The sequence below is a fragment of the Mycobacterium sp. MOTT36Y genome (genome assembly GCF_000262165.1).
Classification (GTDB): domain Bacteria; phylum Actinomycetota; class Actinomycetes; order Mycobacteriales; family Mycobacteriaceae; genus Mycobacterium; species Mycobacterium intracellulare.
Map to the genome: position 1 here is coordinate 3,407,959 of NC_017904.1, position 18,450 is coordinate 3,426,408.

Annotated in this window: 3 protein-coding genes; all 3 read right to left on the reverse strand. The window is 70.4% G+C overall.

The window, feature by feature from the left end; all coding sequences use genetic code 11:
• Nucleotides 1–86: 86 nt before the first annotated feature.
• Genes W7S_RS15220 through W7S_RS15230 form a run of 3 tightly spaced genes read right to left on the reverse strand, consistent with a single transcriptional unit; the run spans nt 87 to nt 18,282 of the window.
• Nucleotides 87–7,745 carry a non-ribosomal peptide synthetase gene (locus W7S_RS15220; RefSeq protein ID WP_014711949.1) on the reverse strand — a complete coding sequence of 2,553 codons (7,659 nt, stop codon included), beginning with the start codon at nt 7,743–7,745 and terminating at the stop codon, nt 87–89.
• A complete protein-coding gene (locus W7S_RS15225) occupies nt 7,742–18,007 on the reverse strand; it encodes a non-ribosomal peptide synthetase (RefSeq protein ID WP_014711950.1) in 10,266 nt (3,421 codons plus the stop codon). The genes W7S_RS15220 and W7S_RS15225 overlap by 4 nt, the downstream gene beginning before the upstream one ends.
• A gap of 44 nt (nt 18,008–18,051) precedes the next feature.
• Complete coding sequence (locus tag W7S_RS15230; protein ID WP_003877688.1) at nt 18,052–18,282, reverse strand: MbtH family protein; 231 nt, start codon at nt 18,280–18,282, stop codon at nt 18,052–18,054.
• Nucleotides 18,283–18,450 lie beyond the last annotated feature (168 nt).

Below are 18,450 nucleotides of genomic sequence, written 5' to 3' on the forward strand. Positions count from 1 at the left end.
CGTCACTCAATCACAAACAGGAATTGCGTATGCAGCAGCGCGGCGCGGTCCCTAGGGACCACGCCGCGCCGACGTTCCGCGATCGGTTAGAGCAGGCCGAGCAGTTGCAGGTCGGTGACGTACTTGACGATCACCGGCGCGCTGACGTGCGGGATGTCGTTGTCCGGACCGACTTTCGCTTCCTGCACGGCGGCGCGGAACCGGTCGGTCGGCGCGAACGCGCCGCGGGCCGGCTCGGCGGGCTGCAGGTTCTTCGGATCGCGCAGCAGCAACAGGAGCATCTGCAGGACCGAGTTCTGGCGCTGCCGTTCCGGCAGGCCGCGCAGGCCGGTCTCGAAGCGCTGCAGCCACTCCCCGAAGTCGCCGACGCGCTCGATCGGGTAGCCGGCCTCGATCAGCCAGTCGACGTATTCGTCGAGCCCGATGCCGTCGTCGTGCGGGTTCATCACGTGATAGGTCTCGAACCCCTCCATCACCTGGGCGCCCAGCTTGGCGATCGCCTCGGCGACGAACTCGACGGGCAGGCCGTCGAAGTGCGCGCTCTGCCGGTTGCCCTCGGCGTCGAGCTGATAGAACGACTTGGGCGCGCAGCCGGTGGCCACGACGCTCAGGATCATCCGGGTGAAGATGTCCGCCACGTTGAGCTGGCCCGCGTAGCTGGTGTCGGCCAGGATCATGTCGGAGCGGAACACCGAGACCGGCAGGCCGCACAGGTCGTGGGCCTCGCGCAGCAGCACCTCGCCCGCCCACTTGCTGTTGCCGTAGCCGTTGGCGTAGCTGCCGTCGACGACGCGGGTGGCGCTGATGACCCGGATGTCGGCGTCCTCGGTGAACGCCGACGGCTCGATCTGGCGCCCCACGTCCGACGTCGACACGTAGGCGTACGGCTTCATCTTCGTGGTGAGCGCCAAGCGGATCAGCTCGGCGGTGCCGCCGACGTTGGGCGTGAACAGCTCGTTGTAGGGCAGCACCCCGTTGACGACGGCCGCGGAGTCCACGATGAGGTCGACGGTGTCGGCCAGCTGCCGCCAGGTCTGGTCGTCCAGGCCCAGGTTGGCCTGGCCCTTGTCGCCGGCGACCACCTGCAGGTGATCTTCGGCCAGTTCCCGGAAGTGCCGCAGCAGCTCGGGGTCGCCGCTGTCGAAGGTCTTCTCCAGCCGGCGCCAGGCGTCCTCGTCGGAGCGGGCCCGCACCAGGCAGATCAGCTTGCCCTCGACCTGTTCCAGCTGCTCGAGCCATTCCAGCACCAGGTAGCGACCCAGGAATCCGGTCGCGCCGGTCAGCAGGACCGTCCGGACCTCGGAGCTGGGAGCGCGCAGCGACGGCACGGCCGCCAGCGTCGTCGCGTCGATGAACTTGTCCAGCGTGAGGTCGCGGGCGTACACCTCGGTGGCGTCGGCGCCGTGCACCGCCGCGAAGCCGGGCCCCGCGGCGTTCTCGGTGTCGGCGCCGCTGGCGATCCGCTGACTCAGAGCCCGGATGGACTGCGAGTCGAACAGGGTGCGCACCGACAAAGCGCCGTCCAGGGCGGTGTTGATCTCGGCGATCACCCGCATCGCCGACAGCGAGTCGCCGCCGAGCTCGAAGAAGGAGTCGTCGACCGAGACCCGCTCCATCCCGAGGACCCGGGCGAAGATGCCGGCGATGGTCTCCTCGGTCGGGTTGGACGGGGCGACGTATTCGCCGCCGCGCTTCTGGTACTCCGGCGCGGGCAGGGCGCGCTTGTCGAGCTTGCCGTTGACCGTCAGCGGCAGCGCGTCGAGCACCACCACCGCGGCCGGCACCATGTAGGCCGGCAGCCGGTCGGCCAGCTGGATGCGGATGCCGACCGGGTCGGCGGTGCCGGTGATGTAACCGACCAGCCGCTTGTCGCCGGGACGGTCCTCGCGGGCGATCACCGCCGCCTGCTCGACCCCGTCCAGCCCGGCCAGCGCCGCCTGCACTTCGCCGAGTTCGATGCGGTAGCCGCGGATCTTGACCTGCTCGTCGGCGCGGCCGAGGTACTCGAGCTGACCGTCGTGGCTCCACCGGACCAGGTCGCCGGTGCGGTACATCCGCGCGCCCGGGCCGCCGAACGGGCAGGCGACGAACCGCGACGCCGTCAGACCGGACCGTCGCGAATATCCCGTCGCCACACCGTGGCCGGCGATGTACAGCTCGCCCACGACACCCTCGGGCGCCGGGCGCAGCCACCGGTCGAGCACGAACAACGCGGCCCGCGGCACCGGTGAACCGATCGGCGCCGACGCTGCCCCGGCCTGCAGCGGCGCGCTCATCGCCGCGTAGACGGTGGCCTCGGTCGGGCCGTAGGCGTTGATCATCACGCGCCCCGGCGCCCACCGGTCGACGACCTCGACCGGGCAGGCCTCGCCGGCCACCACCAGCGCCGTCGAGTCCAGGCCCTCCGGCGAGAGCATGCCCACCGCCGACGGGGTCTGGCTCAGCACGGTGACGCCTTCGGAGACCAGCAGCGCGTGCAGCTCATCCGGGGAGGCCGCGTCCGATTCGGGCACCACGACCAGGCGGCCACCGTGCAGCAGCGCGCCCCAGATCTCGTGCACCGACACGTCGAAGACCAGGGAGTGCCACTGCGCCCAAACCCCCGCCTCCGGCAGGTCGGCGTGCAGGGACTCCACCAGCTGGGTGACGTTGTCGTGGGTGACGGCCACGCCCTTGGGGACGCCGGTGGTGCCCGACGTGTAGATGAGGTAGGCGATGTTGTCCGACGACGGCATCGGCAGCGGGTCGCTGGGCTGGGCGTCCAGCGCCGGGTCGTCGACGTCGATGACCGTCGGGCGGCAGCCCTCCAGCCGCGACCGCAGGCCCGTCGTGGTGACCACGGCGACCGGCTCGGCGTCGCCGAGCAGGAACTCGATCCGGGCGGTCGGCAGCGCCGGGTCGATCGGCAGATACGCCGCGCCCGTCTTGAGGACGGCGAGGATCGAGACGATCGCGTCGGCCGAGCGGGAGAACAGCAGCGCGACCCGCTCGCCCGGGCCCGCGCCCTCCTCGATCAGCAAGTGCGCCAACCGGTTTGCGGCCTCGTCGAGTTCCCGATAGGTCATCGAGCGTCCGTCGAAACTGAGCGCCGCCGCGTCGGGGGTGCGGGCCACCTGCGCGGCGAACAACCCCGGGATCGACGTGCCGGTCGCCGGCTGGCTCAGCACCGACCGGTTGCCCCAGGAGTCGAGCAGCTCGTGCTCGGCCTCGTCGACGACGTCGAGCGCCATCAGCCGTCGGGTGGGGTCGACGGTCATCTCGGAGAGCACGCGCTGGAACCGCTCGGTCATCTTCTCGATGCCGGCCGCGTCGAACACGTCGGTGTCGTATTCGACGCGCAGGCCCAGTTCGCGGCCCGGGAGCGCCATCACCGACAGCGGGTAGTGGTTGTACTCGCGGTTGGTGACATCGGTGATGGCCAACTCGTGGAAGCCCAACGGGACGCTGGTGTCGATCGGGTAGTTCTCGTACAGGAACAGGGTGTCGAACAGGGCGTCGTGGCCGGTCACGCGGTGGATCTCGCTCAGCGCCAGGTGCTCGTGCTCGAGGGTGTCGTTGTGGTGCTGCTGCAGCTGGTCCAGCACATCGGCGACGGTGGTCTCCGCGTCGATGTTGGCGCGCACCGGGACGGTGTTGATCAGCAGGCCCACCATCGATTCGGCGCCGGCGAGGTCGGCAGGCCGACCGGAGACGGCGGTGCCGAACGCCACGTCGTGGTGGCCGGTGAGCCGCATCAGCAGCTGCGCCCACCCGGCCTGCAACACGGTGTTGACGGTGGTGTGGCACGAGCGGGCCAGCTCGCCCAGGGCGCGCGTGGTTTCCGCGGACAGGCGGTAGGACTCCACGGCCCGCCGGCCGAGCCGCATCCGACCCGCAGGGCCCACCAGGGTGGGGGCCTCGAACCCGTCGAGCACCTCACGCCACGCCGCCTGCGCGGCGGCGCGGTCCTGGCCGGCCAGCCACGTCAGGTAGCTGCGGTAGGTCGCGGGCGCGGGCAGCTGGTCGCCGTAGTAGTTGGCCAGGATCTCGCGCAGCAGGATAGGCAGCGACCAGCCGTCCATCACGATGTGGTGGTTGGTCAGCACGAACCGGTACCGGTTGTCCGCGGTGCGGATCAGCGCGGCCCGGAACGCCGGCCGGTTGGCCAGGTCGCTCACCGCGGCGCGCTCGGCGGCGCACAGCTCCTCGACCCGTTGTTCGGGGTCGAGGTCTTCGGGCCCGAGCTGGATGTAGCGCCACGCCATGACCGGGTCGGCCGGGATCACCTGGACGGGCTCGCCGAACTGCGGGCAGAACCGGGCCGCCAGGTTGGGGTGGCGGTTCACCACGGTGTGCACCGCCTCGTGCAGCCGGTGCGAGTCCAGGGCGCCGGTCACGGTGATGCCCAGCTGCACCGCGTAGACGTCGTCGCCCGGGTCTTGGGCGAAGCTGGCGTGGAAGAGCAGGCCCTGCTGCAGCGGGGTCAGCGGCAGGATGTCGGCGACCTGGTGCTGCTTGCTCAGCTCGTCGATCTGCCGCTGGTTCAGGCGGGCCGGCGCGATGTCGGACGGGGTCAGCCCGCCGCCGCCGGCTTGCACGTGCGCGCAGATGCCGGCCAGGGCCTCGAACCACAGCCGGCTGAGCCGGCTGATCTGCTCGCGGTCCATCGCCGAGGCCGCCCACGTCCAGTTGGCGTGCAGGTGCGGGCCCTCTTCGGTGTCCATGGTGCCGGCGTTGAGGTCGACGGTGTGCATGAGCGGCATCGCCACCGCGGCGGCCGCGCCGCTCAGCGACAGGCTGTCGGGGCTCAACCGCCACAACTCGCCGGGCAGGTCGGCGGCCGCGCCGAGCCGGCCCAGGTAGTTGAAGCCGATCACCGGGTCGGACCCACCCAGATCGACGTCGGGGTTCAGGTAGCGCAGCAGGCCGTAGGTCAGCCCGTCGGGCAGGGCGCGCAGCTGCTCCTTGGTGGCCTTGACGGCCGCGCCCAGCGCGTCGTCACCGCCCACCACGCTGGCCCAGTCCAGCCCCTCGATGGCCAGGGCCACCGGGTACTTGGTGGTGAACCACCCCACGGTGCGCGACAGGTCGACGTGCGGTCCCAGCTCTTCCTGGCGCCCGTGGCCCTCGACGTCGATGCCGATCGGCGCGCCAGCAGCCTTGGAACCCAAAAATTCCGTCCAGGCCATCCCGAACGCGATCAACAGGATGTCTTGCACCCCGGCGTGGAACGCCGCGGGCACCTCGCCCAGCAGCAGGCGGGTGGTCTCCACGTCCAGCGAGACCGACAGCTGCTCGGCCGTCTGGTAGGTGTCCTCCTCGGGACGCACCGCCGGCAGCGGGGCCAGGGTGGACACCACCTCGCGCCAGGCGTCGGCCTGCTCGACGACCGCCGGGCTCTGCGCGTGCTCGGCCAGCAGCGACGACCACCGGGCGAACGAGGTCCCGCCGACCGGCAGGGCCACCGGCTGGCCGCTGTGGTGCTGGGCCCAGGCGATGTTGAGGTCCTCGATCAGGGTCCGCCACGACACACCGTCGACGGCCACGTGGTGGATGATCAACGCCAATTGGCTTGTCTCGCTTGCCCATACGGCGCTCACCATCGCGCCGGCGCCCGGGTTCAGCCGCGACCGCGCCTCGACGAGCGTGGCGTCGGTCAGGGTGTCGACGGTCTGCAGGCAGTCGCCGGCCTGCACCGTGCCCGGGTCGGGCGCGTGCAACTTCCAGCCGCCCTCGCCGTCGTCTTCGACGCGCAGCCGCAGCATCGGGTGGCGGTCCAGCAGGGCCTGCAGCACGACGACGACCTCGTCGGCGGTGACGCCCGCGGGGGCCGCCAGCACCATGGTCTGGTTGAAGTCGTCGATCGGGCCGTCGACGGTTTGCAGCCAGCGCATGATCGGGGTGGCCACCACCGGGCCGATCCCCTCGTCGACCACGTCCTCCTCGTCGTCGCGGTCGGTGGCCACGCGGGCCAGCCGGGCCACGGTCTGCTCGACGAACACGTCGCGGGGGCGGCACACCACGCCGGCGGCGCGGGCGCGGGCCACGACCTGCATGGACAGGATGCTGTCGCCGCCCAGGTCGAAGAACGAGTCGTCGACGCCGACGCGCTCCACACCCAGCACCTGGGCGTAGATGCCGGCCAGGATCTCCTCGGTGTGGTTGGACGGCGCGCGGTACTCACCGGCGCGCTTGTGGTACTCCGGCGCGGGCAGGGCGCGCTTGTCGAGCTTGCCGTTGACCGTCAGCGGCAGCGCCTCGAGCACCACCACGGCGGCGGGGACCATGTAGGCGGGCAACCGCTTGCCGAGCTGGGTGCGCAGCTCCGCCGGGTCGGCGGTGCCGGTGATGTAGCCGACGAGGCGCTTGTCGCCGGGGCGGTCCTCGCGGGCGATGACCGCGGCCTGGTCCACGCCGTCGAGCGCGGCGAGGGCCGACTGGATCTCGCCGAGTTCGATGCGGTAGCCGCGAATCTTGACCTGCTCGTCGGCGCGGCCCAGGTATTGCAGCTGCCCGTCGGTGCCCCAGCGCACCAGGTCGCCGGTGCGGTACATCCTCGCGCCCGGGCCGCCGAAGGGGCAGGCCACGAACCGCGACGCCGTCAGGCCGGACCGCCGCGCGTACCCGGTGGCCACGCCGCGGCCGGCCACGTACAGCTCACCGACCACGCCCTCGGGCGCGGGCCGCAACCACTTGTCCAAGACGAACAGCGCCGCGCCGGGCACCGGCGAGCCGATCGGCGGCGCGCCCGAGTCCCCCGTCAGCGGCGCGCTCATCGCGGCGTAGACGGTGGCCTCGGTCGGGCCGTAGGCGTTGATCATCACGCGTCCGGGCGCCCACCGGTCGACGACCTCGGCGGGGCAGGCCTCGCCGGCCACCACCAGCGCCGTGGACTCCAGGCCCTCGGGCGAGAGCATCCCCACCGCGGACGGGGTCTGGCTGAGCACGTTGACCTTCTCGGCGACCAGCAGGTCGTGCAGATCGTCGGGCGAGCCCGCGACCGATTCGGGGACCACGACCAGGCGCCCGCCGTGCAGCAGCGCACCCCAGATCTCCCACACCGAGACGTCGAACACCAGGGAGTGCCACTGCGACCACACCTGGCCCGCACCGGACGGCAGCTTGGCGTGCAGGGTCTTCAGGAATTCGGTCACGTTGCGGTGCGTGACCGCGACACCCTTGGGGACGCCGGTGGTCCCCGAGGTGTAGATCATGTAGGCGATGTCGTCGGGCGCCGGTCCGGGCAGCGCGCTGCTGGGCTGGCTGTCGGCGGCGGCCTCGTCGACGTCGATGACGGGCAGGTCGAAGCCGTCCAGCCGGGTGCGCAGGCTGGCGGTGGTGACCGCGGCGATCGGAGTGGCGTCGCCGAGCATGAACTCCATGCGGGCGGCGGGCAGCGCGGGGTCGATCGGCAGGTAGGCCGCGCCGGTCTTCAAGACCGCGAGGATCGAGATGATGGCTTCGGCCGAGCGGGAGAACAGCAGCGCGACGCATTCGCCCGGGGCGGCGCCCTGCTCGGCCAGTAGGTGCGCCAGCCGGTTGGCGGCCTCGTCGAGCTCCAAATAGGTCAGCGAGCGGCCCTCGAAACTGAGCGCGGTCGCCTGCGGCGCGCGCGCCACCTGGGTCGCGAACATTTCGGGAATGGACGTCGGGACTTTGACCGGCTTGGTCAATATCGCCCGGTTGCCCCACTCGTCGAGTCGGTCGTGCTCGCCGCCATCCAGTAGATCGATCGATAACAATCGCCGTCCCGCACCGACGGTCATGACTGCTCCTCCAAGTCCACGGTCATGGCTTCCAGCACCCGCTTGAAACGCTCGACCAGCTTCTCGATCCTCGCCTCGCCGAACACGTCGGTATCGAACTCGACGCGAAGGCCAATTTCCTGGCCCGGCACGGCTTGCACCGAAAGCGGGTAATGGTTGTATTCCCGATTCGTGAATCCCCTAATAGTTAACTCGTCCACGGCCGATAGCGCGGCGGTATCGAGGGGATAGTTCTCATACACGAACATTGTGTCGAAAATTTGGTCGTGCCCCGTTACACGATGAATTTCGTTCAGCGCCAGGTGCTGGTGGTCCAAGGTCCTGGTGTAGGCCTGTTGTAGCTGGTCAAGCAGGTCGGCGATGGTGGTTTCGGCGCCAATGGTCGCCCGCACCGGCACGGTGTTGATCAGCAGGCCCACCATGGACTCCGAACCGGCCAAATCGGTCGGCCGGCCCGAAACCGCTGTGCCGAACACCACATCGTGCTGGCCGGTCAGCCACATCAGCAGCTGCGCCCAGGCCGCCTGCAGCACGGTGCTGACGGTGGTGCGGCACGAGCGGGCCAATTCGCCGAGCAGGCGGCTGGTCTCCGCGGACACGTGGAATTCGGCGACGCCGCGCGGGCCCAGCCCCATCCGGCCCGACGGCCCCACCAGCGTGGGGGTGTCGAATCCGGCGAGCACCTCGCGCCACGCCGCCTGCGCGGCGGCGCGGTCCTGCTCGGAGAGCCAGGTGATGAAGCTGCGGTAGGGCACCGGCGCGGGCAGCCGCACCCCGAAGTAGCTGGCGAAGATCTCCTGCAGCAGGACGGGCTTGGACCAGCCGTCGAGCACGATGTGGTGGTTGGTGAGCACGAACCGGTAGGTGTCGTCCCCGGTGCGGATCAGCGTGCCCCGGAACGGCGGCTTGCCCGCCAGGTCGCAGACGGCGACGCGTTCGGCGGCCGACAGCTCCTCGATCTGGTGGTCTTGGTCGCCGCCGGCGTGCAGCTCGACGTACTGCCAGGCCAGTTCCGGATCGGCGGACAAGACCTGCACCGGCTCGCCGAAGTCCTCGCTGAAGTGGGCCACCACGTTGGGGTGGCGGGTGACGACGGTCTGCACGGCGTCGCGCAGCCGCTCCGGGTCGATGGCGCCGCTGACCGAGATGTCGAGCTGCACGGCGTAGAGGTCCTCGGAGCCTTGGGCGCCCTGCGCGGTGCCGGTGTGGAACAGCAGCCCCTGCTGCAGCGGGGTCAGCGGCAGCACGTCGGCGACGCGGTACTGCCCCTGCAGTTCGTCGAGGTCCCGCTGGGTCAGCCGGGCGGGCGCGATGTCGGACGGGGTCAACCCGCCGCCGCCGTCGCGGACGTGCGCGCAGATCCCGGCCAGCGCGTCGAACCACAACTCGCTGAGCTTGCCGATCTGCTTTTCGTCCAGCGCCGAGCGCGCCCACGTCCAGTTGGCCTGCAGGTGGGGGCCGTCGGCGGTGTCCATGGTGCCGGCGTTGAGCTCCACCGTGTGCGGCAGCGGCAGGGCCACCGCCCCGGCCGCACCGGCCAACGCGAAGCTGTCCTCGCTGAGCTGCCACAGGTCGGGCGACAGGTCGGCGGCCCCGCCGCCCAGCCGGCCCAGGTAGTTGAAGCTGATGGCGGGATCCGAATCACCAAGGTCCACATCGGGATTCAGGTACCGCAGCAACCCATAGGTGAGGCCGTCGGGCAGGCCCCGCAGCTGCTCCTTGGCGTCCTTGATCACCGGGCCCAGCGCCGCGTCGCCGCCGACCACCTGACCCCACGACAGGCCACCGACGCGCAGCGACACCGGGTACTTGGCGGTGAACCACCCGACCGTGCGCGACAGGTCCACCTGCGGGCCCAGCTCCTCGCTGCGCCCGTGGCCCTCCACGTCGATGGCGATCGGCGCTCCGGTGCCCATGAACTGCGTCCACGCCAACCCGAACGCGATCAGCAAAATGTCTTGCACCCCAGCGTGAAACGCCGCGGGCACCTCCCCCAGCAACAGGCGGGTCGTCTCGACGTCCAGCGACGCCGACAGCTGCCCGGCCGTCGCGTAGGTGTCCTCGGGCCGCGCGGCCGGCAACACCGCCGGGATCGCGGCCACCTGCCGCCACTCCTCGGCCCGCTCGACGACCTCGGGGCGGCGCGCGTGCTCGTCCAGCAGCGACGACCACCGGGCGAACGAGGTCCCGCCGACCGGCAGGGCCACCGGCTGGCCGCTGTGGTGCTGCGCCCAGGCGATGTTGAGGTCCTCGATCAGGGTCCGCCACGACACACCGTCGACCGCCAGGTGATGGATGACCAACGCCAATTGGCTTGTCTCGCTTGCCCATACGGCGTTCAGCATCAGGCCGTCGGCCAGGTTCAGCCGCGACCGGGCGTCGACCAGGGCCGCCTCGGACAACTCGTCGACGGTCTCCAGCACGTCGCCGGCCTGCACCGAGCCCGGCTCGGGCACGTCGAACGACCAGCCGCCCACGCCGTCGTCCTCGACGCGGACCCGCAGCATCGCGTGCCGGTCCAGCAGCGCCTGCAGCACCACCGGCACGTCGTCGGCGGTGACGTCGGCGGGGACCGCCAGCACCATCGTCTGGTTGAACTGCTCGACGGGGCCGTCCATGTTCTGCAGCCAGCGCATGATCGGGGTGGCCACCACCGGCCCGATCCCCTCGTCGACGACGTCGTCGTCGGGGTCGGCGATCGTGGCGACCCGCGCCAGGCGCGCGACCGTCTGTTCGGTGAAGACGTCCCGCGGGCGGCACACCACGCCGGCGGCGCGGGCGCGGGCCACCACCTGCATGGACAGGATGCTGTCACCGCCCAGGTCGAAGAAGGAGTCGTCCACGCCGACGCGTTCCACGCCCAGCACCTGGGCGTAGATGCCGGCCAGGATCTCCTCGATGGCGCTCGCCGGCGCCCGGTAGCGGTCGACGTCTTGATATTCCGGCGCCGGCAGGGCGCGGGTGTCGAGCTTGCCGTTGACCGTCAGCGGCAGCGCGTCGAGCATCACCACCGCCGAGGGCACCATGTAGGACGGGAGCCGCTCGGTGAGTTGCGCGCGGGCCTCGGCGGGGTCGGCGGTGCCCGTCACGTAGCCGACCAGACGCTTGTCGCCGGGGCGGTCCTCGCGGGCGATCACGGCGGCGTGCTCGACGCCGTCCAGCGAGGCGAGGGCGGCCTGGATTTCGCCGAGTTCGATGCGGTAGCCGCGGATCTTGACCTGTTCGTCGGCGCGGCCCATGTACTGCAGCTGCCCGTCGGCGCTCCACCGGACGAGGTCGCCCGTGCGATACATCCGCGCGCCGGGGGCCCCGTACGGGCAGGCCACGAATCGGGTGGCCGACAGCCCCGGGCGGCCCACGTAGCCGGTGGCCAATCCCCCACCGGCGACGTACAACTCGCCCACCACCCCGACGGGCACCGGGCGCAGCCACCCGTCGAGCACGAAGAAGGCGAGGTTGCCCAGCGGCACCCCGATCGGGCTGACGTTGTTGTCGACGTCGCCGCCGAGGATCTCGCGGAACGAGGCGTGCACCGTGGTCTCGGTGATGCCGTACATGTTGATCATGCGCGGCAGGCCGGGGTGGTGATGCAGCCACGTCGACAGCCGGTGCGGCTCCAACGCCTCCCCGCCGAACACGACCGTCTGCAACTTCAGCTGCTCACCCAGCTCCGGCGCCAACGCGTCCGCACTCTGCAGCGCATAGAACGCCGACGGGGTCTGACTCAGCACGCTGACCTGCTCGCGAACCAGCAAGGCGTGCAAGTCTTCCGCCGAGCGCACCACCGCGTCGGGCACCATCACCAGGCGCCCGCCGTACAGCAGTGACCCGAAGACCTCCCACACCGAGAAGTCAAACGCCAGCGAGTGACATTGCGTCCACACCTGGCCCAACCCCAGCTGAGCATCCAGTGTCTCCAGCAGCAACGTGACGTTGCGGTGCGGGATCGCCACGCCCTTGGGCGTTCCCGTCGTGCCCGAGGTGTAGATGATGTAGGCGATGTTGTCCGGCGCCGGCGCGGGCAGGCCGGTCGTGGGCTGGTCGGCCACCGCGGCGTCGTCGATGTCGATGATCTGTCCGGCGTACCCGCCCAGCTGCGGCCGCACCTCGGCGGTGGTCACCGCCGCGATCGGGGCGGAATCGCCGAGCACGAACTCGAGGCGCGCCGCGGGCACGCTCGGGTCGATCGGCACGTAGGCGGCCCCGGTCTTGAGGACGGCGAAGATCGCGATCACCGCTTCGGCCGACCGCGGGATCACCACGGCCACCCGCTGCCCCGGGCCCGCGCCCTGCCCAACCAGCAAGTGCGCCAACCGGTTTGCCGACTCCTCGACCTCGCGGTAGGTGAACGACCGCTCGCCGCAGGTGATCGCGACGGCGTCGGCGGCGCGGGCGACCTGCGCAGCGAACAACGCCGGGATCGACTCCTGCCCGGTGGGCCGCTGGGCCAGCACGGCGCGGTTGCCCCACTCGTCCAGCCGTTCGTGTTCGGCGGGGTCGAGCAGATCGATCGATGAAAGCCGTTGCGCGGGATCGGCGGTCATGGCCGCCATCACCTGGCGCAGCCGCTCGATCAGCGTTTCGATGGCGGCCGCGTCGAAGACCTCGGTGTCGTACTCGACGCGCAGGCTCAGTTCGTGGCCCGGCGTGGCCACGACCGACAGCGGGTAGTGGTTGAATTCGCGGCTGCTGAATTCGGTGACGGCCAGCTCTTGGGCGCCCATCATCGCGCCGGCGTCGATCGGGTAGTTCTCGTAGAGGAACAGGGTGTCGAACAGCTGGTCGTGCCCGGTGACGCGGTGAATCTCGCCCAGCGCCAAGTGTTCATGCTCGAGGGTCTCGGCGTGGGCGCGTTGCAGCTGCTCGAGCAGGTCGACGACGGTGGTCGCGGCGGCGATGTTGGCCCGAACCGGCACGGTGTTGATCAGCAGCCCGACCATGGCGTCGGCGCCGGCCAGCTCGGTGGGCCGGCCCGAGACCGCGGTGCCGAAGGCGACGTCGTGCTGGCCGGTCAGCCACGTCAGCAGCTGCGCCCAGGCGCCCTGCAGCACGGTGCTGATGGTGGTGCGGCTGGAGCGGGCCAGCTCGCCGAGCGCCCGCGTCGTGTCGGCCGAAACCGCATAGGTGGCAACGGCGCGCCGCCCGATCTTGCCGGGCGGGGCCACCAGGGTGGGGGCCTCGAACCCGTCGAGCGCCTCACGCCAGGCCGCTTGGGCGGCGGCGTGGTCCTGGGCGGCCAGCCACATCAGGTAGCTGCGGTACGACGGCGGCGCGGGCAGCCGCTGTCCGTAGTAGCCGGCGAAGACCTCCCGCAGCAGGACCGGCAGCGACCAGCCGTCGATCACGATGTGGTGGATGGTGAACAGCAGCCGATGCCGGTCGTCGGCGATGCGGATCAGCGCGGTCCGGAAGGCGGGTTGGCCCGCCAGGTCGCACACGGCGGTGCGTTCGTCGGCGGCCAACTGCTCGAGCTGTTGGTCCACTGGGTCCGAGCCGCCGTCCAATTCGACGTAGCGCCAAGCCATTACCGGCTCGGCGGGGATGATCTGCACCGGCTCGCCGAATTCATCGAAGAAGCGCGCCACCAGGTTGGGGTGGCGGTTGACGGCGGTCTGCACGGCCTCGCGCAGCCGGTGCTGATCGAGGCTGCCGCTCACGGTGATGCCCAGCTGCACCGCGTAGAGGTCTTCGAGCTCGGCCGCAAAGCTGGTGTGGAACAACAAACCCTGCTGCACGGGGCTCAGCGGCAGCACGTCGGCGATCTGGTGCTGCCGGCACAGCTCGTCGATCTGCTGCTGGTCCAGGCGGGCCGGCGCGATGTCCGACGGGGTCAGCCCCCCGCCGCCGGCGCGCACGTGCGCGCAGATGCCGGCCAGGGCCTCAAACCACAACTGGCTCAACCGGTTTACTTGTTCGTCGGTCAGCGCCGAGGTCGCCCACCGCCAGTTGGCGTGCAGCAGCGGGCCGTCCTCGGTGTCCATGGTGCCGGCGTTGAGTTCCACGGTGTGCGCCAACGGCATCGCCACCGCCGTCGCGACCGCGGCCGACGACAGGCTGTCCTCGCTGACGCGCCACAAGTCCTCGGAGAGGTCGGCCCCCGCGGCCAGCCGGCCCAGGTAGTTGAATCCGATCACGGGGTCCGGCCCCTGCAGGCCGACCTCGCTGTTCAGGTAGCGCAACAGCCCATAGGTGAGGCCGTCGGGCAGGGCGCGCAGTTGTTCCTTGGCGTCCTTGATCACCGCGCCCAGCGCGGCGTCCCCCGCGGTCACCTTGGACCAGTTCAGCCCGCCGCGAATCGACAGCGCCGCAGGGTATTTGGTGGTGAACCAGCCGACCGTGCGGGACAGATCGATGCGGGAGGCGATCTCTTCGTTGCGTCCGTGGCCCTCGATGTCGATGCCGATCGGCGTCGCGGTCCCCACGGACCCCAGGAACTCGGTGAACGCCAACCCGAACGCGATCAACAGGATGTCCTGCACGCCGGCGTGAAACGCCGCAGGCACCTCCCCCAGCAACAGGCGGGTCGTCTCGACGTCCAGCGACGCCGACAACTGTCCGGCGTTCGCGTAGGTGTCCTCCGGCCCGGCGGCCGGCAGCGCCGGCGGGGTGGCGACCACCTCCTGCCACGCGCCGGCCTGTTCGAGGACGGCCGGGTCCTTCGCGTGCTCGGCCAGCAGCGACGACCACCGGGCGAACGAGGTGCCGGGCGCCTGCAACGCCACCGGTTGGGCGTTGTGGTGCTGGACCCAGGCGATGTTGAGGTCCTCGATCAGGGTCCGCCACGACACACCGTCGACCGCCAGGTGGTGGATGATCAACGCCAATTGGCTTGTCGCACTTGCCCATACCGCGCTCACAATGACCCCGTCGGCCACGTTGAGCCGGGAACGGGCCTCGACCAGGTCCGCGTCGGAGAGCGCCTCGACCGTGCGCAGGCAGTCGCCGGCCTGCACCGAGCCGGCCTCGGGCGCCTCGAGCGACCAGCCCCCGGCGCCGTCGTCCTGCACGCGCAGCCGCAGCATGGGATGGCGATCCAGCACGGCCTGCAGCACCACCGCCACGTCGTCGGCGCTCACACCCGCGGGCGCCGCCAGCACCATGGCCTGGTTGAACTCGTCGATCGGACCGTCGATGGTCTGCAGCCACCGCATGATCGGGGTCGCCACCACGGGACCGACCCCCTCGTCGGCCGCCCCGAGGTCGCCGTCGACCGCCACCTCGGACACCCGCGCCAGCCGGGCCACCGTCTGCTCGACGAAGACATCCCGGGGTCGGCAGATCACGCCGGCCGCCCGTGCCCGGGACACCACCTGCATCGACAGGATGCTGTCGCCGCCCAGGTCGAAGAAGGAGTCGTCCACGCCCACGCGCTCGACGCCCAGCACCTGGGCGTAGATGTCGGCCAGGATCTCCTCGATCGCGTCGGCCGGGGCCCGATATTCGCTCGCGGTGTATTCCGGCGAGGGCAGGGTGCGCTTGTCGAGCTTGCCGTTGCCGGTCAGCGGCAGGGTGTCGAGCACCATCACCGCGGTCGGCACCATGTACGGCGGAAGCTTCTCGGCCAGTTGGGCGCGCAGCGCCGCGGGGTCGGCGGTGCCGGTGATGTAGCCGACGAGGCGCTTGTCGCCGGGGCGGTCCTCGCGGGCGATCACCGCGGCCTGGTCCACCCCGTCGAGGCCGGCCAGCACCGCCTGGATCTCGCCGAGTTCGATGCGGTAGCCGCGGATCTTGACCTGTTCGTCGGCGCGGCCCAGGTATTGCAGCTGCCCGTCGGGACCCCAGCACACCAGGTCCCCGGTGCGGTACATGCGGGCCCCGGGGCCGCCGAAGGGGTTGGCCACGAAACGCGACGCGGTCAGCCCGGGCCGGCGCACGTAGCCGTGCCCGACGCCGCGACCCGCGAGGTACAACTCGCCGACGACACCGGCGGGCACCGGCTGCAGCCACTTGTCGAGGACGAACATCGCCGCCCCGGGTATCGGGGAGCCGATCGGCACCACCGGCGAGCCCGGCGTCAGCGGCGTGCTGATCGACGCGCAGACGGTGGTCTCGGTCGGGCCGTAGGCATCGATCATCACCCGGCCGGGCGCCGCCCAGCGGTCGACGACGTCGGTCGGGCAGGCCTCGCCGGCCACCACCAGTGCCGTGGACTCCAGGCCCTCGGCGGGGAGCATCGCGACCGCCGACGGCGTCTGCGTCAGCACGCTGACTTTCTCCGCGACCAGCAGGTCGTGGAAGTCCTGCGGGGAGGACGCCACCGATTCGGGAACCACCAGCAGCCGCCTGCCGCGGAGCAGCGCACCGAAGATTTCCCACACCGAGAAGTCGAAGGACGAGGAATGGCTTTGCGTCCAGACATTGCCCGGCGGCAGGGCGGCGTCGAGCGACTCGGTCAGCCACGTGACGTTGAGATGAGGGATGGCGACGCCTTTGGGGGTCCCGGTCGTTCCGGACGTATAGATGATGTAGGCGACGTTCTCGGGCGCCGGGTTCGGCAGCGCGGTGTCGGGTTGGCTGTCGACGGCGGGGTCGTGCACGTCGACGACGAAAACGTCATGGCCCTCCAGCCGCGGGCGCAGTTCCGCCGTGGTGATGACCGCGCTGGGCGCCGCGTCCTCGAGCACGAAGTCCATCCGCGACGACGCGTGCGCGGGGTCGATCGGCACGTAGGCCGCGCCCGTCTTGAGCACCGCCAGCATCGAGACAATGGCGTCCGCGCAGCGGGGGAACAGCACCGCCACGCAGTCACCCGGCCCCACGTCGTGGCCGGCGAGCAGGTGCCCCAGGCGGTTCGACGCCTCGTCGAGCTCCGCGTAGGTGAGCGTCTGGTCGCCGAAGGTCACGGCCGGCGCCTCGGGTGTGCGCTGCACGTGCTCGGCGAACGCGGCCGGAATCGACACCGGGGCCGGCGCGGGCTCGGCCAGCGCCGGCCGGTTGCTCCACTGGTCGATGAGCGCGGGCTCGTCGGGGGTCAGCAGCTCGATCGACGACAGCGGCCGCTCGGGGTCGGCGGTCATGGCCGCCAGGATCTGCTGCAGCCGTCCCGCCAGGTCGGCGACGCCGAAGCCGGCGAACGGCTGACCCGGGCCGGCGGTGCTGAGGAAGAGCTGGTCACCGGCGCCGAGGAAGAACAACCCGAAGTGCCCGACCGGGCCGTGGTTGGTGTACGACGCCGTCGCCGGCGAGCCGGCCAGGTCCAGGGTCAGCCGGGATGGGATGAAGTTGATCCCGACGCGGTTCGGCGCCTGCCGCAGGCCGTCGCCCTCGAGGGTGTGCACCGGGAAGCGCTGATGCTTCAGCAGTTCGCGGATCCGCGTGTCCACGTGCTTGCAGAAGTCGGCGACCGTCGTCTGCGGTTCCGTCGACAGGACCAGCGGCACGACACCGGCCAGCATTGCCGGGAGCGTCTTCGACTCCGGGGTCACGCGCCGGCTGACCGGGAAGTCCAGCGCCACCTCGGAGCCGCTGCCCGACCATCCGCGCACCAACAGGGCGCACGCGGCGGTGGTGACCGAAAACCGGCGGATGGCCAGCTTCTTGGACAGCTCCTTGATCCGGTTGACGACCGAGGGGTCCAACTGGACCGACGCGGACGGCGAGTAGTGGTCTTGCTCGGTGCCCGCATCGGGCAGCCGGTCGACCGGTCCGCTCTCCGGCGGAAGGTGCTCGCTCCAATAGGCCTTGTCTTCGAGGTAATCCTCGGAAGCCTCGTACTCGGACTCGAGGTCGACCAGGTCCTGCGCCGAACCGAAATAGGCGTCGGGAATTGGCTTTCCCGCCACCATCGCGGAATAAATGGTTGCGACCCGGCGGCAGACCAAGGCCATGCCCAAACCGTCGATCGCAATGTGGTGGCAGCAACCAAACAAATAGAATTCCTCGTGCCCCGTTTGAAAGAGCACGAATTTGAACATCTGGCCGTTCAACGGCATCGGCGTGCGCTGAATGGCGGATGACATCTCGCGGGCTTCCTGCACCGGATCCGCCGCGCCCCTCAGGTCATGGAACTCGAGCTCGACGTGGGGGTAGTCGATCGGCTTCTGGACCACCTGGCCGTCGACCTCGAAGAACGAGACCCGGCCCGATTCGGCCTCGCCGACCGCTTGGGTGAGTGCCTGCTGAAACTTGTCGCGATGGACCGGGCCGTCGATTTTGACCAGGAGGCCGAGCTGCCACTGGGTGCCGGCGAAGCCGGCTTCTTGGGATAGCCAGATGTCGAGCTGACCCCGTGTCAGTGGCAGCGTTCGATCATCCCTCGCCATCGACTCCCCCAAGTCTCCACCCACCCGCCCCGTACCCCGGCTGGTTACTGGTCAAAACCCCGACCCGTTGCGAGCTTGTCCCGCAGGCTCTTCGGCCTGATGTCGGGCCAATGTTGCTCGATGTACTCCAAACACGCAGCTCGGTCGGCTTCCCCGTGTACCACTCGCCAACCCGCTGGAACATCGGCGAAGGCCGGCCACAAGCTGTGTTGCTCCTCGTCGTTCACCAGGACGAAAAAGCTGCCGTTGTCGTCGTCGAATGGATTGATGCTCACAATTCTCCAGATAGATAGTGGACATGAGTGGAACAGGTCCAAACCATAGTGGAGGGCAACACTGCCCGTCGTCGGTTTGGGGAAAGTTCCTGGTGTGGCCGAGAAGGTCTTGGCGCCACCGAATGATTGGTGTGCGAAGGGGCCCCGATGCCCCTGAATTCGCTCCAG